The sequence below is a fragment of the Dysgonomonas sp. BGC7 genome (assembly GCF_001261735.1).
Lineage (GTDB): Bacteria > Bacteroidota > Bacteroidia > Bacteroidales > Dysgonomonadaceae > Dysgonomonas.
The window spans coordinates 91,500-116,815 of record NZ_CVRP01000017.1 but is presented as its reverse complement, the minus strand read 5'-3'; the positions used below and the strand labels follow the sequence as shown (position 1 = coordinate 116,815).

The window sequence follows — 25,316 nt, the reverse complement described above, 5'->3', positions numbered from 1 at the left end:
TTAAAATAAAAGAATATAACAGATGAAATTAAAATAATTCTATTTCATCTGTTTTTAGTTTTCACCCTATCAGAAATACAAATCAATCTTAATTTGCACGATTTACATGCTTATAATAGAGAGATATAAATATTTTTTATCTACCTTTGCTGCCTAATATGGGACGATTTTTGGCGATAGATTATGGGACTAAGCGAACAGGAATAGCCGTGTCGGATATATTGAAAATTATAGCTAACGGCCTCACAACTGTTCCTACTCATACTCTTTTCGACTATTTAAGGACATATTTGAGTAAAGAAGATGTAGAACGCATCATTGTAGGATTGCCAAAACAGATGAATAACGAATATTCTGAAAATATGAAGCATATCCGGCCATTTGTAAAGAAACTACAATCCTTATACCCGAATATTCCCGTAGAAATGTACGACGAACGCTTTACATCTACCTTAGCTCAACAAACAATTATTGATGCAGGACTGAAAAAAAAGGACAGACAGAACAAAAGTCTGGTAGACGAAATCAGTGCAACCATAATTCTACAAAGCTATATGGAGAGTCTGAGATTACAAAACAAATAAACTAAATATGATATTACCTATATACCTTTATGGGCAACCCGTTTTAAGAAAAGTAGCTAAAGACATTACCGCAGAATACCCTAATCTGAAAGAACTGATCGACAATATGTTCGAGACTATGTATAATGCAGACGGAATAGGACTGGCTGCGCCTCAGGTAGGGCTTGATATACGTCTGTTCGTAATAGATTTAGACCCATTGGCCGAAGACAAGCCTGAATATGCAGGATTTAAGAAGGTTTTTATCAATCCCCGTATCATAGAGTCTACAGGCGAAATAGTTAAATTGGAAGAAGGCTGTCTTAGCATACCGGGTATAAACGAGAATGTAGAAAGAGAAGAAAAAATACGTATACAATATGTAGATGAAAACTTTGTTGCTCACGACGAAGAATACGATACATTCTTTGCCCGCTGCATACAACACGAATATGATCACATAGAGGGAATATTATTTATAGACAAGATATCAGGAATACGCAAACAATTGATAAAAAGCAAACTTACTAACATGCTGAAAGGCAAAACAAATTGCCGATACAGAGTGAAAGCCATAGGAGGTAAAATCTGAGAAACCGGATCGAATATATGAAAACCAAAATAAAGAAGTTATTGATACTAGCCTGTGTTTTATTGGGATTCAGTGCTTGTGTAACAAATAAACAAACCGATCTGTTGCAGGATATTAAATTGAAATATCCGCAATTGATGGTTAAAGCAGAAGAATACCGAATAATACCCGGCGACCAGTTGAGCGTTATAGTATATGCCTGGGATGAAGAAACTGCCAGAATGTTTTCAGGATACACTCCTCGGCTGACGACAAGAGGACTCAATGAGTCAACAGGCGTCAGTGTAGGTTCTCAGATCAGGGGGCTAGAAAACACAGATTATATAGCACCTACGACAGTTTTTGCTGACGGCACAATCAATTTCCCATATATAGGAAAACTTTATGTACAGGGTTTAACCATGCTTCAGACTAAGAATCTGATCAGTGAAAAGCTAAACAACTTTGCTGAAGGTACAACAGCCGATGTAACTTTGGCCAACAGATATTTTAGTGTGTTAGGCGAAGCCGGAGCCAACCGCATAGTTATGACAAGCACGTCAATGACTATATTACAAGCTTTATCTATAGCCAGCACAATAGGCCCTTACGGAGACAGATCGAAAGTCACAATCATCCGACAAAATGCAACAGGTTCTATTACCAAAACATTCGATTTGCGAAGTAAAGAAATTGTCGACACAGAATTTTATTACATACAGCCAAACGATGTTCTATATATACCTCAGACATCGAAAAAATTCCTAAGTTCAACAACTTCATTTGCAGGAGTTTTCAGTTTATTAGTGTCTCTGGCAGGATTAGTTATCATTGTTCTTAAAGTTTTCTGACATGAGATATACAATATATTATATACTAATCACGATTTCTGCAATAGGCTTTCTATCGTCTTGTATATCAAGTGAAGAAATAAATTACCTACAAGCAATAGACAAACAATACCCTCTACAGGAATTTAAAGAATATAAATTAGCTGTAGGAGATATGGTTAGTTGTGCTATTTCCTCTAGCGACCAAGAGCTGGTTTCAACCTTCAACTCCGTTCTATCTACAAATCAAAATGCATTAAAAACATATACTATATATGAAGACAGTACGGTTGCTCTTCCTTTTTTCGGAACGGCAAAAATAGCCGGACACACAGTGCAAGAGGCTGAACTGATTGTACAGAAAGTAATGCAGGAGTCGGTAAAAGATGTACAGGTAAAAATTTCTGTAGCAAATAATTTCTTCTATATTTATGCGAATGACAAGCGCGGTTCTTACCGTGTATATAAAGACAACCTGACCATATATCAGGCGTTAGCTATATCGCAGCAAACGACAGGAACTATGGATTTGACAAGAGTGAGTATTGTAAGAAAAAATGAAGAGGGAAGTACAATCATTAAAACATTCGACCTTAGGTCGCAAGATGTCATTCAGTCCGAATTTTATTACATACAACCAAACGATGTAATTTATTTCCCCACAAATAAGAACTCATTCTTTAATATCAGTTCACTTTCGTCATTTACCTCAATGGTATCGGGCCCTCTAACGTTCTTACTATATTCTATTATTTATAATAGAGGTTTTTGATAAGAAAAAAACAAGGATAACACATACTTATGGAGATTAATAATAGTAATAATAAAAACCCTGAATTCGACCCTTATTTTGAAGAAGTAAAGGCCAAAACGACCATTTCGTTCGATTTTGTTCTTTGGTTTTACAGAATATTGAAATATTGGTACTTGTTTGTTATATCGATTGCTTTATGCTTAACGTACGCATACTTCAAAAACAAATCGTGGGTACCTGCATACAATATTCAGGCAGTAATGATATTGCAAGACAATAACTCGAACAGTGTGGTAGCTGGAGCCGTGCCAACAGCCAGCTTATTACGAAATACAGAAAACCAGCAAATAGTATTAAAATCGTATGGATTGACAGAGCGAACTGTAAAGAAACTGTCAGATAAGATGCGTGTCGATTACTTTATACGTACACGTTTCAAAACGATTAATCTATACACAGACACTCCTATACGAGTAGAAGTTATAGACATAAAACCACAGGCATATAACTATACATATAACCTCACATATATAGATCAGCAAAAATGTGAGATCAGCTATAAAGAAGATCCTCAAAAGGATGAGACTATATCAATTATAGCTCCTTTCGACGAAGAAATAGATTATAAACTCTTTAAAATAAAGCTAGTCAAAACCCCTGCTTTCAGAACAGACCTTAACTCATTTAAGCAGGATATAAAAGAAATAAGCTTCAATTTTCTTTCCGAGAATCAACTAATAGGAATGTTTAATGGTAGAATCAGCTCTCGCTTGGAGAGTGAGAATTCTACGATTCTAAATATATCTATGTCCGGCACAAATCCGGATAGAGACATGGATTATCTTTCCGAACTACTAAATGAGTTCCAAGAGTATAATCTCACCTTAAAAAATGAGCAAGCCGAATTAACGATCACCTTCCTCGACAACCAGTTGAAGTTAATTAACGATTCATTAGATATATCGAGACTCAAGTTAGAAAACTTCCAGAGAGAAACCGGCGTTTACGACATCACATCACAGGCTCTTAAAATAGACTTGGATAGTGCAAATAGCGAAAAGGATGCTCTAGCCATCAGAGAAAGGTCTACCTTGGCTCTGACAGAAGCAGTAAAGCAAATGGTAATGAGCAGTGACGAGCTTGTCGATCCAGTCTATCTTAATATACAAAATAGAAGATTGAGCGAATATATACTACGCTACAATGAAGTAATAAAAAAAGCCAATAATCTTGGAGATAAAAATCCTTTATATAATAAAACAATAGACGACCTGAACGATCTTAGAAAAAAGATATTAACAGAAGTTCAGGTTACTCAGATTCAGCTTCAGGAGAGAAAAGATGCCTTAGTTAGAAAATACATGGTACTGGAAGCTAAAATGGAAAACCTGCCTCCTCAGGAGAGAGACCTCATCAAGTTTCAAAGGGAAAACAGGCTGAATGAAATGTATCATCAATATCTTACCCAACGAAAACGGGAAGCCGAAATACAAAAAGCATCCAATGTTCCCGACAACTCTATATGGGAACCTCCTAGAAGAATGGGAGGGGCAACCAATGGAGATACATTAGGCAAAAACTATGTATATTTTTTCATCATCGGGCTGATTGTTCCACTCTGTTTTGTCGTATTAAGAGAAGAAGTACTAAACTTCTCTATTACAACAAAAGAAGAATGCGAAAAAATATCAGGATTACCGGTTATTGGAACAATAGAAAATATTTCCAAAAAATTGAGTAATGGCGTTGTATTAGTAAAGAACTATCCTAAATCCAGTTTTGCAGAGTCGTTTCGCAATATGCGAGTAAGAATAGAGTATATGGCTCAGCGCGAAAACAAGATAACGATTCTTGTAACCTCCACAGAGCCGGCTGACGGAAAAACCTTTATTGCAACCAACATTGCTTCTGTATATCAGCTAATGGGCAAAAAAGTAGTTATTATCGACCTCGACTTACGTCGTCCGTCTGTAGCGAAAACATTACAGGTAGAGGCTCAGAAGGGTATCTCTAATTACCTTATAGGACAGGTTAGTCTAGAGGAGATTACTATTTCGCATCCCGACTATGGTTTCGACATAATACCCGCAGGAACATTGCCTCCTAATCCGAGTGAATTGATAAAAACTTTGAAAACAAGACAAGTATTGGAACATTTGAAAGAAACCTACGACTATGTCATTATCGACTGTAGTCCGGTAGGGCTTGTCTCCGATGCCTATATACTATCAGGGCTTGCCGACACAACTATATTCGTTGTTCGCCGAGCAAAAACAAACAGAGCTTTCTTCAAAAGTGTGATTACACAGCTGAGACACGATGGAGTAGATAATCTTGCTCTTGTATTCAATGACGTAAAAGGTCGTGAAGGCTATTACGGTACTTCTCGCTACTACGGAGACAAAACATATTATCTGAAGAAAAACTCCTATTATCACGACGATTACTTCGAAAACTAAAATATATTAAAAAGAGAGGCTGTTAAAGCCTCTCTTCTTTTTTGTTAATCTATTATTCATATATTTGCCTCTCGAATAGTAAATTAAGAATCGCCGTGAAGAAATTTATTCTTTCAATATTTATTCTTATCAGCACACTTTTTGCCAGTGCCCAAATTAATACCGACAGAGTAGTCCTTATAGGTAGAAATGCTTTATATTACGAAGATTATGTTCTCGCAATACAGTACTTCAATCAAGCTATAAAAGCAAAGCCATACCTTGCCGAGCCTTACTTTTACCGGGCAATAGCAAAATACTATCTCGACGACTTTAAAGGTACCGAAGACGATTGTAGTCTGGCTCTGGAAAGAAACCCCTTTATGTCGCGTGCATACCAGTTAAGAGCCGATGCCAGACAAAATCAGAACAACTATGATGGTGCGCTGGACGACTATAAAGTAACATTAGACATCTACCCTAATGATAAATTTGCCCTCATTAACAGTGGTATTGTCAACATACAGAAAAAAGATTACGAAGAAGCGGAAAAATATCTCAATACTCTCTTGAGAATATACCCTACATATACTCAAGGCTTCCTTAGCAGAGGCGCTTTGTATCAGGAGAAGGGCGATACATTAAAGGCCTTCGACAACTACAATGAAGCCATAAAGCTAGACAAGTATATGCCTCAGTCATATTCTATGCGGGGACTTTTACATTATTATAAAAAAGATTACGACAAAGCCTTGGCAGATCTGGACGAGTCCATACGTATCGACCCTTTGCAATCAGGTAATTATATAAACAGAGGGCTTATTCGATACTCGAAAAACGATCTGCGTGGAGCTATGGCCGATTATGACAAAGTCATAGATCTGGATCCCAACAATATAATAGCCAGATTCAACCGTGGGCTTCTAAGATCGCAAGTAGGTGACGACAATCGGGCTATTGCAGATTTTGATATAGTCCTGAAATATGAGCCGAACAACTATATAGCATATTTCAACAGATCTCTAATCAAAAATAATATCGGCGACTATAAGGGTGCACTGGAAGACTTAAATACTGTTTTGGCAGAATATCCTGAGTTTTATCAAGGATTTTTTGCACGTGCAGATATAAAAAAGAGACAAAACGATCTGAAAGGAGCTGAACGGGATTTCAACTATGCAAGAAACGAAGAAAGCCGTAAGGTGAAAGAAATCTCCGAGAATCCAAATGCAGAAGAAAAAGATAAGACAAGAGAGAAATCAGACAAAGACATTGACAAGTTCAATTTACTTGTAGTTGCAGATAAGACAGAAGAAGAGAAAAGCAAATACAATAACAATACAAGAGGCCGAATACAAAATCAGCAAGTAAAACTAAATCTGGAACCTCGATTTATCGTAACCTATTACGAGAAGCCAAACGACCTGCGCCGCTTTGTATATTATAGCCAGCTTGTCGATGCTCTCAACAAGAAAGGAATACTCCCTAAAAAACTGAGAATAACAAATAGTGAAGCCTCCCTCAATGAGTTCCAGATACAAGAGCACTTCAAATCTATAGACGACCTGTCGAAACAAATTGTTTCCAGTCCTAGCAATGCAGACCTATATTTTGCAAGAGCTATGGAGTATATGCTCGTACAAGATTTTAGCAGCTCGATCGAAGATTTCAACAAAGCAATACAGCTTGACCCTAAATTCACATTGGCATACTTCAATCTAGCAGTTGTATATACAAAACAACTCGACCTAAAAGAAAACATGCCGGAGTACGAAAGAAGGAATGAACAAAATGATATACTGGGACTTTCTTCGGCTAAAAAAGATCCGGGTATTACTTCTACAGCATTACCTGATCCGGGAAAATATGAACACGATCTCATTATTAAAAATTACAATAAGGTAATAGAACTCAATCCTGAATTTATATACGCATACTATAACAGAGCAGCGATACGGTATAAGCAAAATGATTTCCGAGCAGCAATACTCGATTACAACGAAGCACTACGTCGCGACTCTGAGTTTGCCGAAGCATATTACAACAGGGGGCTGAGCCGTTTTCAGGTAAAGGACAAAGACCGTGCCCTTGATGATATGCGTAAAGCTGGAGAAATGGGTGTAGTAGAGGCATACAGTATTATCAAGAGGATGACAGAGTGACTATAAACTCCTTAATAAAAAACAAGGCTCAATATGTCTTATACATATTGAGCTTTATTACATTTCAGCCTTTCAATAAAAGCATCCGAATATCGATTGTATCATAAAAATTCATTATTTTTGCAAGTTGAAAAATAGCTTGTTTGTAGAAGCTATATAATTAATTATAGAAGAAAAAAATGATAAAAATCACTTTTCCTGATGGTTCAGTACGCGAATTTGCGAAAGGAACAACATCAATACAGATTGCAGAAGGCATCAGTTCTCGTCTGGCGCAAGAAGTTCTTGCAGCTAAGGTAAATGGCGAAGTTTGGGATCTGACCAGACCAATAGAACAAGATAGCACGATAGAGCTACTGAAATGGGAAGACGAAGACGGTAAACATGCTTATTGGCACTCTTCGGCTCACTTAATGGCAGAAGCAATACAGATATTATATCCGCATGCTAAATTTGGGATAGGTCCAGCAATCGAAAATGGATTCTATTATGATATTGACTTTGGCGATACTCCTGTAAAAGATGCCGACTTCCCTAAAATAGAGGCTAAAATGATGGAGTTGATAGCCAATAAAGAAGAAATAAAACGTCGAAGCATTTCGAAAAGCGATGCGTTGAAAATGTTCGAAGGCCGCAATGAAAACTATAAGGTAGAACTTATTAACGATCTTGCAGACGGAACAATCACAACATATACACAAGGCGTATTCACCGATTTGTGCCGGGGTCCGCATTTACCAAATACTTCTTACATCAAAGCTGTAAAAATACTCAGTGCTGCCGGAGCCTATTGGCGAGGCGATGAGAAACGCAAACAGCTTACCCGCCTATATGGTATCACTTTCCCTAAAAAGAAAATGCTGGATGAATATCTGGTAATGCTGGAAGAGGCAAAAAAACGTGATCATCGTAAGATAGGAAAAGAGCTTGAGCTATTTGCCTTCTCCGAAAATGTAGGAAAAGGGCTTCCTCTATGGTTGCCTCGTGGAACTCAATTGCGTCTGAAACTGGAAGACTTTCTGAAAAAGATTCAGAAGAAATTCGACTACGAACAAGTAATGACTCCTCATATCGGGAGCAAAATACTTTATGTAACCTCAGGACACTACGAGAAGTATGGTAAAGATTCGTTCCAACCGATTCATACACCGGAAGAGGGCGAAGAATTTTTGCTGAAACCGATGAACTGTCCTCACCATTGTGAAATATACAAAGTTGTTCCACGCTCGTACAAGGATCTCCCGTTGCGTCTGGCGGAATTCGGAACTGTATATCGCTACGAACAAAGCGGTGAACTACACGGATTAACTAGAGTACGTGGCTTTACTCAGGATGATGCACATATATTCTGTACTCCGGAACAATTAAAAGCTGAATTTCTGAAAGTAATGGATATTGTATTCATTATCTTCAAAGCACTCGATTTCGAAAACTTCGAAGCACAAATATCTTTACGTGATCCAAATAATAGGGAGAAATATATTGGTAGCGACGAAAACTGGGAGAAAGCAGAACGTGCAATCATTGAAGCATGTCAAGAAAAAGGATTACCTGCAAAAGTAGAACTTGGCGAAGCTGCTTTTTACGGGCCTAAACTAGACTTCATGGTAAAAGATGCCCTTGGTCGCCGTTGGCAGCTGGGGACTATACAGGTCGATTACAATCTACCTGAACGCTTCGAACTGGAATACACAGGAGCCGACAATCAGAAACATCGCCCGGTAATGATCCACAGAGCACCGTTTGGTTCTATGGAGCGCTTCATTGCAGTATTGATAGAACATACAGCAGGAAAATTCCCTCTATGGTTAGCACCCGATCAGGTTGTTATATTACCTATCAGCGAGAAATTCAATGACTATGCATATCGAGTATCATCATACTTCAAGCAACAAGGAATTAGCTCGCAAGTAGATGACCGAAACGAGAAAATAGGACGAAAAATCCGCGATAATGAATTAAAAAGAATACCTTATTTGCTCATCGTTGGCGAGAAAGAAGCAGAAACAGAAGAAGTTTCTGTAAGAAAACAGGGAGAAGGTGATAAAGGTTCGATGAAATTTACTAACTTTGCTGCCCAATTAAATGAAGAAGTAGAAAAAATGATGAATGCATGGGAACAATAACCCTAAGTATTTGTTATTTAATTTTTTGACAATAAACAATAAAATAAAAGACATAGGAAGACTCTAATCGTTTTTGAATGAGGAACAACAGATTTAATCAACAAAAAAAAGAAGATTTACACAGAATCAACGGAAACATCCGTACGAGAGAAGTTCGTCTGGTAGGCGACAATGTAGAACAAGGGGTTTACACCATACAAGAAGCTTTGCGTATGGCTGATGAATTGGAGCTCGACTTAGTTGAGATTTCGCCCACTGCTGTACCCCCCGTGTGTAAAATAATGGATTATCAAAAATTCCTTTATCAGCAAAAGAAAAAACAGAAAGAGGCTAAAGCCAAATCGGTAAAGGTGATAGTAAAAGAAATCCGTTTTGGACCACAAACAGACGACCACGATTTCAACTTTAAACTGAAGCATGCTAAAAGCTTTTTAGATGAAGGGTCGAAAGTAAAAGCGTTTGTGTTTTTCAAAGGTCGCTCTATTTTATTTAAAGAGCAAGGAGAAGTTCTGTTGCTACGCTTTGCTACAGAATTGGAAGACTACGCAAAAGTAGATCAATTACCAGCATTGGAAGGTAAGAAAATGATCATGATGCTATCTCCTAAAAAAGTAGCTCCTAAACCTGCATCTGCTCCTAAACCTAAAGAGGTAGAAAAGGAAAAGAAAGAAGTGCAAAAAGATGAAGAATAGACAATTCAAAGAATTGTATTCGTTTTAAATAATTAAATTAATTAACTGAGATGCCAAAACAAAAGACTAATTCCGGTGCCAAAAAGAGGTTTGCCCTTACCGGATCAGGAAAAATCAAAAGAAAACATGCTTTCAAAAGTCACATTTTGACCAAGAAAACGAAAAAACAAAAGAGAAATCTTACTCACAGCGGTCTAGTAAGCAAAGTAGACGAAGGCGCAGTGAAGAAGCTATTGGCTCTGAAGTAATCGTTATTTCACCAACGCAAGTTTTTTAAAGATTTATTAACCGGATGTATGCAACAAAGTGTTTCTGAAAAAAGGAACCGCTAACATTCAAAACATTGTAAAATTATGCCTAGATCAGTCAATCATGTTGCTTCACGCAACCGCAGAAAAAAAGTATTAAAACTAACAAGAGGTTACTATGGTGCCAGAAAAAATGTTTGGACAGTAGCCAAAAACACATGGGAAAAAGGTCTTACCTATGCATTCCGTGACCGTCGTGCTAAAAAACGCAACTTCCGCGCATTGTGGATACAACGTATCAATGCAGCTGCACGTCTTGAAGGAATGTCTTATTCTCGCTTGATGGGTGCGTTACACAAAAACGGAGTAGAAATTAACCGCAAAGTTCTTGCAGACCTTGCAGCAAATCATCCGGAAGCATTCAAAGCAATTGTTGAAAAAGTAAAATAAATATACTTTCTTGATAAAAAGAATGGCTACCTTTTTGAGGTAGCCATTCTTTTTATATTATATCTGATCAAGATATTAGATTATATCAGTACATATACAATCTTCTTGGTCTTGAAAAATTCTTCTTCGAAAAACATTGACAAGTCATCTGCTTCTGCTGTTTTCTTAAAAGGTTTGAGTTCACTCTCCAAGCTTCCCCCTTTCAAACAGATTACTCCATTAGGTAATGCATTATGCTGCTCATTGGAGATATTCTTCTTAACAATCTTCACCAAATCGGGTAATGGCATTACTGCTCGACTAACTACAAAATCGAACTTTCCTTTTTCTTCCTCTGCCCTGCAATGCCGAAACTGTATATTCTTCAAACCAATTGCATTTGCAACCTCTGTTGCCACCTTAATCTTTTTCCCAATACTATCCACTAATAGGAAATTACACTTTGGAAAAAGGATAGCCAAGGGAACTCCGGGAAACCCTCCACCTGTACCTACATCCATTATATTAGTATTGTCTGTAAACTGAATAAGTTTAGCGATAGCCAAAGAGTGTAATACATGATGGGCATATAGATTTTCGATATCTTTTCGCGAGATCACATTTATCTTAGAATTCCAATCTAAGTATAAATCATAAAGAGCCGAAAATTGTTTTTTCTGATCATCACTCAGATCTGGAAAATACTTCAATATAATATCCATAGATTTCTATTATTCAAAAAAAGATTGATATAGGAGAGTCCTTTTTCAGGATAAGCATAAGCTCTTCATAAGAAAGAGAGATACGGATCTCACCTAAGGTTGGAGCAGAATATTCTCCGGGATTAAATATATATGTAATCCCTTTAGTATCAACTAAAAAATTGTTATTAGACGCTAAGTCCTCTATTCCCCAATACCCAAATTCAATTAGATCTTCAGGCTTTTGAACCTTATTTTGCTCTACCACCTTTCTTATTAGTAAAGCATTGAGAGCACCTCTATAATCACCTGTGAATATATCTTTCTCACTAAGGATATCGCCCGATTTCAGATCTATAACAACATTACGAAATGCTGTAGAGGAATTTGCACCTCCTTTATAATCCATCGAGGATATTTGATATGAGATAATATTGGACATATCAAACACAACCTTGCTGTCTAATGATTTATAATATGAGAAATAATCTTCCGAATCGCCAGACTCCTGCCAATTAGGAAATTGTTCTTTTGCATCATTCTTGTAGTTTTCAATATAATCTTTCACATATTGGTTAACTGCATCTACAGGCAATAATTTCTCATATTTCTCATCCTCCATAAAAGCAAAATTAAGCTCCCCTTGAATCTTCTGTAATATCTGCGTATCTGTATATTTTGCAGGATATAGATATTTTACCTTCAAGGAACATGAAGGCTTGGTAGAATCATTATCTAAATGGTATACGTTCGCTACCAAAACAGAGTCATATATAACAGCATTGGGCACATCTGCTTTTTTCTCCGTTTTACAAGAGAATAAGAAGGAGAAAACTGTCGTGATGATAATCAGTCGAATTAATATTATCTTCATAAATTTTCAAATTTTAACAATACAAAGATACGATAAAAAGAGACAACCCGATTTCTAAATTTGAAAATTTAGTATAAAGCTTATGCACGATATTCTTCAATCAAGAATAAAACGAACTATTATCACAAAAAGAACGTTATAATAAATATAAGAATACTACAACAATAAGATACGAATTATGAAAATTGCATTAATCGGAGCAACAGGATTTGTTGGCTCTCACCTATTAGAAGAACTGCTGAAAAGGAATTACGAAGTAACAGCAATAGCGCGTTCTGTAGATAAAATTCCGGTAAACAACGGAAAGCCGAAAACTGTTTCTATAGATATCTCAAACGAAAAAGATTTAGCTGCAACATTGAAAGGGAACGACTTAGTTCTAAGTGCATTCAATGCCGGATGGAGTAATCCCAATATCTATAAAGATTTTTTAGCGGGTTCTCAAACCATCCAAAAAGCAGTAAAAGGCGCCGAAGTAAAACGTTATATCGTCATCGGTGGAGCAGGAAGTTTATACATTGGAGGAAAACAAATTGTGGATGGAGATGATTTTCCTAAAGAGATAAAACCGGGAGCAACGGCAGCCCGCGACTATCTGGAGATATTGAAAAAAGAAAAAGAGTTGGATTGGACTATGTTTTCTCCTGCCATCAATATGCATCAGGGAATAAAAACTGGACGTACAGGAAAATATCGCCTCGGTACTGACGAACCGGTTTTCGATAAAGACGGAGAGTCTGTCTTGTCGGTAGAGGACTTAGCTGTCGCTGTGGTAGATGAGATAGAAAATCATAAGTTCTCTCATCAACGATTTACGGCAGCATACTAAAATACAACACAATAAGAAAAGGCAGTGATGAGGAAAACTTCGCTGCCTTTTTGTATTATAATAACATAATATCTAACCCCAAACAGCTAACTTTACATCAAAATAATTTATATCTTTAGATTCATTTTTAACAGATAGTCATTTTAACAAATATATGAAAGTCAAAATATTCGAATTTAATCCAATAAGCGAAAACACCTATGTGGCATATGATGACACTAAGGAATGTGTAATTATAGACCCCGGATGTTTCTTCCCTGATGAGAAATCATTACTTCTCGATTTTATCCTCGATAACGATTTAGTAGTAAAACACTTATTAAATACCCATCTACATTTCGATCATGTATTTGGCAACAATTTTATTTACGAGCAATTTCACTTAGAAACCGAGGCCAATAAAGAAGATGAATTCCTTCTCGAACAGTTCCCTACTCAACTAAAGATGTTCGGCTTTGACGACACAAGTATCAAAGCTCCTAAAATAGCAAAATACCTGAAAGAAAACGACATTGTTACTTTTGGAGATCAAAAACTAATTGTGCTGGAAATACCGGGACATTCTCCGGGTAGTATCGTATTCTATAATCAGGAGGCAGGCTGTGCCTTTGTTGGGGATGTATTATTCAGAGGTAGTGTCGGCAGAACAGATTTAGCCGGAGGTAGTCATCATCAACTTATTTCGGGAATAAAAGAAAAACTTCTTACACTACCGGGAGACACTGTAATATATTCGGGACATGGCCCCCTTACAACTATCAAAGATGAAATAAAAAGCAATTTTTACCTACAATAAAACAATAATACAAATGAAAAGCGAAAGATTCCAACACCGCCACATTGGCATCAGCGAAGAAGACGAAAAAACGATGCTGGATAAAATCGGAGTTAAAACCCTTGAAGAACTTATCGAGCAAACTATTCCTCAAGACATCCGTTTACCCGAAGGCATAAAACTACCCGAAGCCCTTAGCGAGCATGAATATGCTGAAGAGATGGCATTGATGGCTTCAAAAAACAGAATATGCGCTTCATATATAGGCATGGGCTGGTATGATACAGTTTGTCCTGCACCGATTTTCCGCAATGTTTTTGAGAACCCTGTATGGTACACATCTTATACTCCATATCAGGCAGAAATATCTCAAGGACGCTTGGAAGCCCTTCTCAACTTTCAGACAATGGTGAGCGAGCTCACAGGACTACCTCTTTCCAACTGCTCATTATTAGATGAGGCTACCGCCGGAGCCGAAGCTGCTACGATGATGTTTAATCTCCGCAGCCGCGACAAAATAAAGGCCAATGCAAAGAAATTGTTTGTAGACAAAAATATATTTCCGCAGACATTAGCTGTTATAAATACCCGAAGCGAGCCACAGGGAATAGATGTTGTTGTCGGAGATTATAATACAACAGATCTTTCCGATGGTTATTTCGGAGCAATTATACAATATCCAAACTCTAATGGCAGTGTTGTAGATTATACCAACTTTACCACAAAAGCTCATGCAGCAGACTGTAAAGTTGCTGTAGCAACCGACCTTATGGCACTTACTCTGCTTGTACCTCCGGGAGAATGGGGTGCAGATATAGCATTCGGAAGCAGCCAACGATTTGGCATCCCTATGTTTTATGGAGGCCCTTCTGCCGGGTTCTTTGCTACTAAAGAAGATTACAAAAGAAACGTTCCGGGACGTATCATTGGTATATCTAAAGATACCTATGGAAAAGAAGCCCTGCGTATGGCTTTACAAACCCGTGAGCAACATATCAAAAGAGAAAAAGCAACATCAAATATATGCACAGCACAAGCTCTGTTAGCCACTATGGCCGGATTCTATGCTGTTTATCATGGCCCTAAAGGATTGAAAAGAATTGCAAAAAGAATTCACTCTGCAACGGCTCTAATTGCGGACGAATTGCAAGAACTTGGTTATATTATACAAAACGAGCAATACTTCGACACATTGAAAGTGGCTCTACCTGGTAATATAAATCAAGATTCTGTCCGTGATTTTGCAGAAATGCGTGATATAAATCTTCGCTATTTCGAGACTGGAGAGATAGGATTAAGTATAGATGAAACTATAACAGAATATAAAGCGCATGAACTGTTAGCTGTATTTTCTTTAGCTGCCGGTCGGTCAGAAGTTTTTATGATAGACGACCTACCCGAAAAAATGATAATAAAAGACAGTTTCTTACGCAAAAGCAAATACATGCAACACGAGGTGTACAACAAGTATCACACCGAAACAGAGCTGATGAGATATATAAAAAGACTCGATAGGAAAGACATATCATTAGCCCATTCTATGATCTCTCTTGGCTCATGTACAATGAAACTTAACGCCGCATCGGAATTATTACCTCTGTCTCTTGGAGGATTCCAAAACATACATCCGTTTGCTCCAAAATCTCAAACTCAGGGATATACTGAACTTATAGGAGAACTTGGAGAATACCTGAAAGAAATTACAGGATTTGCGGGAGTAAGCTTCCAGCCCAATTCGGGAGCTGCCGGAGAGTATGCAGGTCTTATGACCATTCGAAAATATCTGGAAAGTGTTGGTCAAGGACATCGTAACATTATACTTATTCCTGCATCGGCACATGGAACCAATCCAGCATCGGCCATACAAGCCGGATATGAGACAGTAACCGTAGATTGCGACAGTCAGGGTAATGTTGTAGTAGAAGACTTACAGGCAAAAGCCGATCTGCACAAAGATCATCTGGCCGGATGTATGATAACCTACCCTTCTACTCACGGAATCTTTGAAAAAGAAATAAGAGAAATGTGCAAAATAGTACATCAACATGGAGGTCAGGTGTACATGGATGGCGCTAACATGAATGCTCAGGTAGGACTCACAAATCCCGGATTTATAGGGGCTGATGTATGCCATCTCAACCTCCACAAAACATTTGCAATCCCTCACGGAGGCGGTGGCCCGGGAGAAGGCCCTATATGCGTAGCAGAACACCTTATTCCATTTTTACCACATCATCCGGAACTTGATGGCAGCACAGTAAACACTGTTGCCTCGGCTCCGTACGGAAGTGCAGGTATATTACCCATAACCTATGGCTACATTCGAATGATGGGAGGTCCGGGACTTACACATGCTACAAAAATAGCAATACTGAATGCGAACTATCTGGCAGAATGCTTTAAAGATACATACGGAATTGTCTATAGAGGAACAACAGGAAGGGTCGGACACGAACTCATTCTTGAATGTCGTAAGGTAAAAGATTCGTCCGGCATCACTGAATCAGATATCGCAAAACGCCTGATGGACTACGGATATCATGCTCCAACTCTGTCATTTCCAGTACATGGAACACTAATGATAGAGCCTACCGAAAGTGAAAGCCTTGCCGAACTAAATAAATTTGTAGATACAATGAATCAAATTTGGCAGGAAATAAAAGAAGTAGAGAACGGAACATATACCAAAGAAGACAATGTATTGATAAATGCCCCTCATCCGGAATATGAAGTATGTGCTGATGAATGGAATCATGCCTATCCCCGTTCAAAAGCGGCATATCCTCTCGAGTTTGTAAAAGAGAATAAATTCTGGATCAATGTTGCACGGGTAGATAATGCGTATGGCGACAGGAATCTTATTACATGTCTTTGCGATATGGGATAAGTTTCATTAAAAAAGCAAATTATTATTAAACTAAATATTGTTTTATCTGTTTATTAAATTAATAAACACAAAGTAAGAACTATAGATATGAAAATATTTCTAATTACACTTGTTTTAATCTTAGGAGTATCTGCAACTGTCTTTGCACAGACCAAGCAGAAAGTAAATAATGAAAAGGAAACCGTTCTCTTCGACGTTTCTATGACTTGTGAAAACTGCCAGAAACGTATTGAAAAAAATATAGCTTTCGAAAAAGGTGTTACCGATATGAAAGTTAACCTTGAGAATAAAACTGTATTGATCGAATTCAAAAAAAGCCAGACTACAGTAGCCAAACTACAAGCAGCAATTGAAAAGTTAGGATATACTGTAAAAGTACATGAACCGACTAAAAAATAACTATGCAAAGTGAGCTTATGCTCTCTATTATTCATAAACATTTCAAACAAAAAGACAAATGAAAAAAATCTTAATGGTTATTGCTGCTGCAGGTCTACTATATAGTTGTGGTGGTAACACACAAAAGAATCAGGAAGAGCAAGCTTCAGTAAATGAGTTCTCTGAAATTGCGCAAAATGTGAAAGATGAACATAATGCAAAAAATTCTCTTGATTATGAAGGTACTTACACAGGAAAGGTTCCTACAGCAAGTGGAGAAGGCATGATTGTATCTATTACATTAAGTGAAAACACTTACGTGAAAAACACTGAGTATGTAAATAAAAAAGACAGTAAGTCTGAAGAGAAAGGAACATATACATGGAATGCTGAAGGCAATACTATCATTCTTGATGGAGTGAAAGATGCACCTAACAAGTACTTTGTTGGAGAAAATACACTAACTCAGCTAGACATGGAAGGGAACAGAATTACAGGAGATATGGCTGAATTATATATTTTGAAAAAATAAACATATCGAAATCATTATAAAGAAAGCACCTTGTCGAATTCGATAAGGTGCTTTCTTTATTTGTAAGGCTAACAGATAATATTACATGAACATATCTGTTAGAACCCCCTCCTTAAGAATAACATATTGAACAAAATAATAGTTAAATCATTTTCATATTAATACATAAAGAGTAACTTTGTCGAATATTTAACACCAGAAGTAGAAGAATACGAAATATGAGTTACTTAATTAAGCCTAAAGAGTATCATGCGGTACTCGACCTTCAGCAAACTGAAATGGGAATCAAGCGAATAAAAGATTTCTTTCAGCAAAACTTATCTTCTGAACTTCGGTTGAGAAGAATAACAGCTCCTCTATTTGTCCTAAAAGGAATGGGTATAAACGACGACCTGAATGGCGTAGAACGAGCAGTAAACTTTCCTATAAAAGATATGGGTGACCAATGTGCAGAAATAGTACATTCGCTGGCCAAATGGAAAAGACTTACACTTGCAGACTATCATATACACGAAGGCTTTGGTATCTATACCGATATGAACGCCATACGTGCAGACGAAGAACTAGGAAATCTACACTCCTTATATGTCGATCAGTGGGATTGGGAAAGAGCTATGTCTCCTAACGATCGCAACCTTGATTTTCTCAAAGAGGTAGTTAATAGGATCTATTCGGCAATGGTAAGAACAGAATATCTCGTATATGAGGCATTTCCTGCCATTACCCCTATCCTGCCGAATGAGATAAAGTTTATTCATTCCGAAGAACTATTGCAAAGATACCCTACTCTATCTACAAAAGAGAGAGAAAATGAGATTACAAAAGAATATGGTGCGGTCTTTATTATCGGAATCGGAGGAGCCCTCAGCAATGGTAAGCCTCACGATGGACGTGCTCCCGACTATGATGACTGGACTACCACTTCCGAAAACGGATTCAAAGGGCTTAATGGAGACCTCATTGTATGGAATCCTGTTTTGAACCAAGGAATGGAATTATCATCAATGGGCATACGGGTAAACCAAGAGGTATTGTCAGAACAATTGAGAATAGCAGATCAGGAAACACGTAAAGACCTTTATTTCCACAAAAGACTACTAAATGGAGAACTGCCACAATCGATAGGTGGTGGTATCGGACAGTCCCGACTATGTATGTTCTATCTGAGAAAAGCTCACATAGGAGAGATACAGGCAGGATTGTGGCCTTGCGAGATGCGTAAAGAGGCCGAAGCATTAGGAATGCCTTTGATATAAAATTCCAACTAAAAGATATATTAAGCAAAGCCTCAAGATTACTGATCTTGAGGCTTTGCTTTTATTCTTGAAAACTTTATCTATACAATAAGTGCCCTACATCTTTATAGATTAAAATATCAGAATTCACACATTGTTACTTTTTCGTTAAAAATACATATAAAGGAAATGAAGATAAAGGCTTCTATGGTCTCGATCGGAAGAATTTACTATATTTAGAAAACTAGAAAAAAGTGTTACTTTTGTTACTTTTCGAACTTGCTTATTAATTAATAGATATATGGAAAATAAGATTACTATTTACTGCACAAACACCGGAACATATAAAGATTTCCCTGTCGGAATAAATCTGATAAAAATACAGGAAGAATTTGATATAAAGGCTAAATTTAAAATAGTAAATGCCAAAGTCAACAACAAGACAGAATCTCTGAATTATCAGGTATACCATAATAAGACTGTCGAATTTGTGGATCTTTCCGAGCCATCGGGAATGAGAACATATGTAAGATCGCTCTGCTTTCTGTTGGCAAAAGCTGTATCGAAGATATTACCCAATGCGCAACTATATATTGAACACCCGATTTCTCTCGGATACTTTTGCCGGATCGAAGACAAATCTATTATTGAACAGGAAACAATTGAGTCCATAAAATCGAAAATCAAAGAATATGTTGCCTCTGACCTACCCTTCGATGGTGTAGAAGAAGAAACTGCTGAGGTGGTAAAAATGTTTAGACAAAAAGGCTTCGAAGACAAGGCTATCCTCTTGGAAACGTTGGGAGACCTTTACTCTAAATATTACAGAATAGAGGATACTGTAGATTATTTTTATGGTTGTCTTACTCCATCTGCGGGCTACATACATCTCTTTGGCTTAGAACAGTATAAAGACGGGCTTCTGCTTCGTATCCCCAACAGAAGCAACCCTGTGGAACTAGAACCAGTGATACCACAACCGAAAATGTATAACGTCTACAAAGAACATCTTAAGTTCTTAAACATAATAGGATTAGATAATGTAGGCGATATGAATAAAGCTACCTGTGAAGGAAAAATGACAGGTATTATAAAAGTATCCGAAGCCTATCAAGAAAAAACAATAGCTAGTATTGCAGAACAAATAGCAACTAAAGCCAAAGACGGAGTACGTGTAGCTCTTATCTCCGGTCCTTCGTCTTCGGGTAAGACAACTTTCAGAATGCGCTTGGAGGTTCAACTACTTGTAAATCTCATAAAACCGGTTGGGCTGTCTTTAGATAATTACTTCGTAGATAGAGATCAAACTCCGCTTGATGAAGATGGGGGGTATGACTTCGAATCATTGTATGCGTTGGACATTCCAAAATTCAATGAAGATCTTGAAAAACTACTAAACGGGGAAGAAGTAGAACTTCCGACATTCAACTTCACTACCGGAAAAAGGGAGTATAAAGGAGATAGACTAAAATTAGAGAAAGATTCTATTCTTGTTATAGAAGGAATACATGGATTGAATCCTGAACTTACGGCAGGAATACCTGATTATCAAAAATTCAAAATATATGTATCGGCACTAACGACAATCTCACTAGATAATCATAACTGGATATCGACAACAGACAACAGATTGCTCAGACGCCTGATACGTGACTTCAGATACCGCAGTTATTCAGCAATAGACACTATATCCAGATGGCCGAGTGTACGTAAGGGGGAAGACAAATGGATATTCCCATATCAGGAAAATGCTGACGTTATGTTCAATTCTGCAATGATGTATGAATTAGCTGCTATCCGTAAATACGCAGAACCAATCTTATCTCAGGTACCCAACAATGTGCCGGAATATGCAGAGGCATACCGCCTACTCAAATTCCTGAGATACTTCAATTATATAAATGACAGAGAACTGCCTCCAACATCTTTATTAAGGGAATTTTTAGGAGGAAGTAGCTTTAAGTATTAAATAAAACAGGAGATAAGCTGAACCGATCAATCAGGTTCCTCATGAGACTCTGCTGGCGATATAGTGCAATCTTCGGGTTGCACTTTTGCGTATGTCTCACTGTGAAGTATTTGCTGTTGTTCGTGAAGCTCAAAGATATGATTTCGAAAGGCTGTATTACGTTGCAACTTATTGAAGGCTTCCTTTGCTGCTTTCTGTTGCGATTCTTTCTTAGAGTAGCCCGATCCTAAACCCGCCTGTTCGCCTAAAATCAAAACCGCAGTCTTGAATACAGGAGCATTATTTTCATCGACGAAACTATCTAGCAAATCGAAACTTACTGATATTTTTTGTTTCTGGCTCCATTCTATCAGTCTCGACTTATAATTAGCCTCCTGTTCTGCTACAGTCTCTATATTCAAGTGTTGCTGAATAAGACATTCGTAGACAAAGCTTTTAGCAATACGATAGCCCTGATCTAAATAGATAGCACCAATTAATGCTTCCAAAGCATTCCCATACATATGGGTATTTGGAGTAGTATTTTTAGTAGAGGTTTTTACGAGTTTATCTATACCCAGCTCAAGCGCCAGTTTGTTAAGTGTCTCTCTTTGTACTATCTTAGAGCGAATATTTGTAAGAAAACCTTCTTTCTTGTATTCGAACTCTTTGAATACAATATCTGCGACAATAGCATCAAGAATAGCATCTCCCAAGAACTCTAACCTCTCATTATTGATCCACCTTCCATCCTTTAGCTTTATAGAAGACGATTTGTGTAAAAGGGCTTGTTCGTAGAGAGTTATATTGTACGGATAAAATCCCAGTATTTTGTAAAAAGATACATAAGGCTCCTTCCCTCTTTTAGGAAGAAGCCTTATACCTCGATATATCTTTTTAAGCACGATGTCTTATTTCTTAAACTTCTTAACTATAACACAAGCATTATGTCCACCAAAACCGAATGTATTAGATAATGCCACATTCACAGGTCTCTTTTGAGCCTTATTAAATGTAAGATTTAGCTTGTAGTCAATATCCGGATCTTCATCACCTTCAGTAAAATTAATTGTAGGAGGTACGATGTCGTTCTGAATAGCTAATACACAAAACATTGTTTCCAAAGCTCCGGCTGCGCCTAATAGGTGACCAGTCATAGATTTGGTAGAACTTATATTCAGTTTATAAGCATGATCTCCAAAAACTTCTCTAATAGCTTTGATCTCAGAAGGATCACCTACAGGAGTAGATGTGCCATGTACATTGATATAGTCCATTTCCTCCGGATTTATTCCGGCATCTTGCAAAGCATTTCTCATTACCAACTTTGCTCCTAACCCATCAGGATGTGAAGCTGTCAGGTGATAGGCATCAGCAGACATACCGCCACCAATAACTTCTGCATATATCTTAGCTCCACGAGCTAACGCATGTTCAAGTTCTTCGAAGATAAGACATGCAGCCCCTTCCCCTATCACAAATCCGTCGCGACTAGCACTAAATGGACGTGATGCAGTTTTAGGTGAGTCATTGCGAGTAGATAAAGCGGTCATTGCATTGAAACCACCAACGCCTGCTTCTGTAATCGCAGCCTCTGCTCCTCCAACTACCATAACATCGGCTTTACCCAAACGAATATGATCGAATGCTGATATAGCACTATGAGTAGAAGATGCACATGCCGAAACAGTTCCATAGTTAGGTCCTCTCAATCCATGACGAATAGAGATTAGCCCGGAAGCTATATCCGAAATCATTTTAGGAATAAAGAAAGGATTGAATTTAGGTCCCATTTCTTTGTGAGTAGCATAATATGATACTTCTTCTTCAAAGGTTTTAATACCTCCGATTCCGGCAGACACTATTACACCAATCCTATCACAATTTTCTTTTTCAAAATCAAGTTTTGAATCCGCAATCGCTTCTTCTGAGGCTCCTATAGCCAGTAATGTATATCTATCGCACTTGCGCATTTCTTTCCTATCCAGATAAATGGAAGGATCGTATTCTTTAACTTCGCAAGCGAATTGTGTTTTAAATTTTGACGCATCAAAATGAGTAATAGGTCCAGCCCCACTCACTCCGTTAATGGCATTATTCCATGTAGTTTCTACATTATTGCCAAGAGGAGTTACCGAACCTAGACCTGTTACTACTACTCTTTTTAATTCCATAAGTAAATATTGGAAAAAAGATTATTTCGCATTTGCTTCAATATAAGAGACAGCGTCTCCTACTGTAGCGATTTTTTCAGTTTGGTCATCTGGAATAGAAATACCAAATTCTTTTTCAAATTCCATGATCAATTCCACTGTATCAAGTGAATCTGCACCTAAATCATTAGTAAAGCTAGCAGTATCTGTTACTTCAGATTCTTCAACACCTAACTTATCAACAATAATTGCTTTCACTTTTGATGCTACTTCTGACATAATTTCTAGTTTTGATTATTAATAAAATTTTTTATTCTAATTTTGTCGCTGCAAAGTAACAGTTTTTTATCTATATGAAACAAATATTTTGCGGACAAAATAGTTAAAATTGCACATTTTTTTTATTTGTGTGCAGATACCCTTAATATTGCTTATGAAAAAAATAGCCATTTTTGCTTCCGGATCGGGAACTAACGCAGAGAATATTGCACAATATTTCAGCGAAAGTCATGACATATCCGTATCTCTTATTATTTCTAACAAGAAAGAAGCATACGTCCATCAACGGGCTAAAAACCTAAGTATAAAATCTGCAACCTTTTCGAAAGACGAGTTTGACAATACAAACAAGGTACTTGAATGCTTAAAGCAGAACAACATAGATTTCATCGTTCTTGCAGGCTTCTTATTGAAAATACCCCAAAATCTTATTTCTGCATATCCGGATAAAATTATCAACATCCACCCCGCCCTACTTCCTAAATATGGAGGAAAAGGCATGTATGGAGACAATGTACACAAAGCCGTTGTAGAGAATAAGGAAGCAGAATCGGGAATAACAATACATTATGTCAATGAAAACTATGATGAGGGGGCAATTATTTTTCAAGCAAAATGTACAGTAGATAGTGCAGATAGTTATGAAGATGTTGCAAAAAAAGTGCATACTTTAGAGTATATGCACTTTCCTGTTATCATAGAGAACATCTTAGCGGATAAAGCTCAATCTTAATTCTGATGTCTTTCTTTTATTCGCTTTACAGATTTTTTTGGAGCACTATTTGACTGATCTACTTTCTTTTCAGAAGCTTCTGACTTAGATTCTATATCTCTGCTACGTTTCACCACAGGCTGAGAAGTTCTATTATCTGCACCCGAAACCGCAGGAACATTATATCCAGAAGTAGTCGGATTTACTTGTTGAGAGTTTACTGTTCTTGAAATAACACGTGTTCCGGAAGGAGTGTTCGCCTCCTTTTCTTCTGTAGGAACAGTAGATTCTTCTCTTTTTACATCTATGTTTTTAACGACAGCCTTATCCACATATTTACCATCTGCCGTATATTCTCTTTTAACAACAGGAATAGGTTTCAACCCGGATCTTCTTTCTTCTCTTTCTTTAGTTATTAGATAGTCAGAGAGTTGATTTATCTTCTCATCATCATTCCTGCCGGATGCTATCTGAGTCTCATTAAATTGATAATCCAGAGTCATATCTACCGGAATCTTAACTCTCGCTAATGCCTTTTCGCTAACGGAGAACCAAATCTCACCATTAGGATTACCTGACGCTGTATCTGTAGTTCTTAATTCTCTTTTTATAATTTCAGACTGAAACAGTTGGTTTACAACAGAGGCCGACACCTCCACCCCATTTATATAATAAGTTGGTTTATCTCCAAACCGAAGGCGTCTGCGAACCAAATCTGCTATCGAAGGATCTTCTTTAGGCATGTTATCTACAATAGATTGAGCCTCTTTCTCTTTTTTTCTCAAATCCCGATTGCGTTTTGCAATCCAGAAGCCTAATGATTCATTACTACCTTTATTTATCTTTTGTTCGAGATCAACCTCTCTCAACAATCGGTCAACATCAATAGCTGCTTCCTCCAGATTTCCATAAGACGAATTAACCCCGCCAAAAATAGAATCTAGCTCTGCTGTATTAGATTTTCGAAATAAAAATTTTGAATATTCATCTTCCAAACCACTGCCTACAGTATTAACAACTTTCGAGGCTTCTCCTGTACTTAAAATATACGTTTTTTTTCCTATTTGTTCTGCTTCTCGTTTAGTCACAGGCTTTAATCTCTGCGACATTGCAAACAAAGGAAACAACAACATAATGGATAATAAAATATATTTACTCGTGTTCATTTTATAATAGCTTCATGTTACGAAATAATTATCT

At 37.4% G+C, this 25,316-nt stretch carries 24 protein-coding genes; 18 read left to right on the top strand and 6 right to left on the bottom strand.

Annotated elements, in window-relative coordinates; all coding sequences use genetic code 11:
• The first annotated feature begins 158 nt into the window (after positions 1–158).
• From ruvX to rplT, 10 genes are all read left to right on the top strand, one after another.
• Positions 159–584 carry a Holliday junction resolvase RuvX gene (gene ruvX / locus BGC7_RS14330; protein WP_050702293.1) on the top strand — a complete coding sequence of 142 codons (426 nt, stop codon included), beginning with the start codon at positions 159–161 and terminating at the stop codon, positions 582–584.
• Positions 585–591: 7 nt separating this feature from the next.
• A complete protein-coding gene (def, locus tag BGC7_RS14325) occupies positions 592–1,155 on the top strand; it encodes a peptide deformylase (protein ID WP_050702292.1) in 564 nt (187 codons plus the stop codon).
• Between the two features lie 17 nt (positions 1,156–1,172).
• Positions 1,173–1,985 (top strand): polysaccharide biosynthesis/export family protein, encoded by an 813-nt coding sequence (locus BGC7_RS14320; RefSeq protein ID WP_050702291.1) that lies wholly within the window; start codon positions 1,173–1,175, stop codon positions 1,983–1,985.
• 1 nt (position 1,986) lies between these two features.
• Positions 1,987–2,736: a polysaccharide biosynthesis/export family protein gene (locus BGC7_RS14315; protein WP_050702290.1), complete on the top strand. Its 750-nt coding sequence runs from the start codon at positions 1,987–1,989 to the stop codon at positions 2,734–2,736.
• Positions 2,737–2,765: 29 nt separating this feature from the next.
• The gene (locus tag BGC7_RS14310; protein WP_050702289.1) at positions 2,766–5,177 is read left to right on the top strand and encodes an exopolysaccharide transport family protein; all 2,412 of its coding nucleotides are present in this window, start codon (positions 2,766–2,768) and stop codon (positions 5,175–5,177) included.
• A gap of 95 nt (positions 5,178–5,272) precedes the next feature.
• Positions 5,273–7,318 carry a tetratricopeptide repeat protein gene (locus BGC7_RS14305; RefSeq protein WP_050702288.1) on the top strand — a complete coding sequence of 682 codons (2,046 nt, stop codon included), beginning with the start codon at positions 5,273–5,275 and terminating at the stop codon, positions 7,316–7,318.
• Between the two features lie 179 nt (positions 7,319–7,497).
• Positions 7,498–9,444, top strand: coding sequence for a threonine--tRNA ligase (gene thrS, locus BGC7_RS14300; RefSeq protein WP_050702287.1), 1,947 nt, complete (start codon positions 7,498–7,500; stop codon positions 9,442–9,444).
• Between the two features lie 77 nt (positions 9,445–9,521).
• A complete protein-coding gene (gene infC / locus BGC7_RS14295) occupies positions 9,522–10,136 on the top strand; it encodes a translation initiation factor IF-3 (protein WP_050702286.1) in 615 nt (204 codons plus the stop codon).
• Positions 10,137–10,186: 50 nt separating this feature from the next.
• Positions 10,187–10,384, top strand: a complete 198-nt coding sequence (gene rpmI / locus BGC7_RS14290) for a 50S ribosomal protein L35 (protein WP_050702285.1) — start codon at positions 10,187–10,189, stop codon at positions 10,382–10,384.
• Positions 10,385–10,489: 105 nt separating this feature from the next.
• Entirely contained in the window at positions 10,490–10,834 is a 345-nt protein-coding gene (gene rplT, locus BGC7_RS14285; protein WP_050702284.1) for a 50S ribosomal protein L20, read from the top strand.
• An 80-nt stretch (positions 10,835–10,914) separates the two neighbouring features.
• On the opposite strand, the gene rsmG is transcribed toward rplT, so the two are convergent.
• Both rsmG and BGC7_RS14275 read right to left on the bottom strand, forming a co-directional pair.
• Positions 10,915–11,535: a 16S rRNA (guanine(527)-N(7))-methyltransferase RsmG gene (gene rsmG, locus BGC7_RS14280; RefSeq protein ID WP_050702283.1), complete on the bottom strand. Its 621-nt coding sequence runs from the start codon at positions 11,533–11,535 to the stop codon at positions 10,915–10,917.
• Positions 11,536–11,548: 13 nt separating this feature from the next.
• Positions 11,549–12,388, bottom strand: a complete 840-nt coding sequence (locus tag BGC7_RS14275) for a DUF3298 and DUF4163 domain-containing protein (protein ID WP_050702282.1) — start codon at positions 12,386–12,388, stop codon at positions 11,549–11,551.
• Between the two features lie 178 nt (positions 12,389–12,566).
• On the opposite strand from BGC7_RS14275, the gene BGC7_RS14270 reads away from it, so the two are divergent.
• The 7 genes from BGC7_RS14270 (at position 12,567) to BGC7_RS14240 (ending at position 20,993) form a co-directional block, all read left to right on the top strand.
• Positions 12,567–13,217: an NAD(P)-dependent oxidoreductase gene (locus BGC7_RS14270; protein WP_185112985.1), complete on the top strand. Its 651-nt coding sequence runs from the start codon at positions 12,567–12,569 to the stop codon at positions 13,215–13,217.
• A gap of 154 nt (positions 13,218–13,371) precedes the next feature.
• A complete protein-coding gene (locus BGC7_RS14265; protein ID WP_050702280.1) occupies positions 13,372–14,013 on the top strand; it encodes an MBL fold metallo-hydrolase in 642 nt (213 codons plus the stop codon).
• Positions 14,014–14,026: 13 nt separating this feature from the next.
• Entirely contained in the window at positions 14,027–16,879 is a 2,853-nt protein-coding gene (gcvP, locus tag BGC7_RS14260; protein ID WP_050702279.1) for an aminomethyl-transferring glycine dehydrogenase, read from the top strand.
• A gap of 87 nt (positions 16,880–16,966) precedes the next feature.
• Positions 16,967–17,278, top strand: coding sequence for a heavy-metal-associated domain-containing protein (locus BGC7_RS14255; protein WP_199318981.1), 312 nt, complete (start codon positions 16,967–16,969; stop codon positions 17,276–17,278).
• Positions 17,279–17,336: 58 nt separating this feature from the next.
• Positions 17,337–17,789: a copper resistance protein NlpE gene (locus BGC7_RS14250; RefSeq protein ID WP_050702277.1), complete on the top strand. Its 453-nt coding sequence runs from the start codon at positions 17,337–17,339 to the stop codon at positions 17,787–17,789.
• Positions 17,790–18,007: 218 nt separating this feature from the next.
• Entirely contained in the window at positions 18,008–19,045 is a 1,038-nt protein-coding gene (gene asnA, locus BGC7_RS14245) for an aspartate--ammonia ligase (protein ID WP_050702276.1), read from the top strand.
• Positions 19,046–19,325: 280 nt separating this feature from the next.
• Positions 19,326–20,993: a nucleoside kinase gene (locus BGC7_RS14240; RefSeq protein WP_050702275.1), complete on the top strand. Its 1,668-nt coding sequence runs from the start codon at positions 19,326–19,328 to the stop codon at positions 20,991–20,993.
• Between the two features lie 26 nt (positions 20,994–21,019).
• Here BGC7_RS14240 and rnc read toward each other — a convergent pair whose 3' ends face one another.
• The 3 genes from rnc to BGC7_RS14225 are packed head-to-tail and all read right to left on the bottom strand — an operon-like array spanning position 21,020 to position 23,404.
• The gene (rnc, locus tag BGC7_RS14235; protein WP_050702274.1) at positions 21,020–21,877 is read right to left on the bottom strand and encodes a ribonuclease III; all 858 of its coding nucleotides are present in this window, start codon (positions 21,875–21,877) and stop codon (positions 21,020–21,022) included.
• A 6-nt stretch (positions 21,878–21,883) separates the two neighbouring features.
• On the bottom strand, positions 21,884–23,146 hold the full coding sequence (gene fabF / locus BGC7_RS14230; protein WP_050702273.1) for a beta-ketoacyl-ACP synthase II: 1,263 nt from the start codon (positions 23,144–23,146) through the stop codon (positions 21,884–21,886).
• Between the two features lie 21 nt (positions 23,147–23,167).
• A complete protein-coding gene (locus tag BGC7_RS14225; protein ID WP_006798850.1) occupies positions 23,168–23,404 on the bottom strand; it encodes an acyl carrier protein in 237 nt (78 codons plus the stop codon).
• Positions 23,405–23,558: 154 nt separating this feature from the next.
• Between BGC7_RS14225 and purN the strand changes: the two genes are divergently transcribed.
• Positions 23,559–24,137 carry a phosphoribosylglycinamide formyltransferase gene (gene purN / locus BGC7_RS14220; RefSeq protein WP_050702272.1) on the top strand — a complete coding sequence of 193 codons (579 nt, stop codon included), beginning with the start codon at positions 23,559–23,561 and terminating at the stop codon, positions 24,135–24,137.
• On the opposite strand, the gene BGC7_RS14215 is transcribed toward purN, so the two are convergent.
• Positions 24,134–25,282: a hypothetical protein gene (locus BGC7_RS14215; RefSeq protein WP_157258738.1), complete on the bottom strand. Its 1,149-nt coding sequence runs from the start codon at positions 25,280–25,282 to the stop codon at positions 24,134–24,136. The genes purN and BGC7_RS14215 overlap by 4 nt on opposite strands.
• Positions 25,283–25,316: the final 34 nt, after the last annotated feature.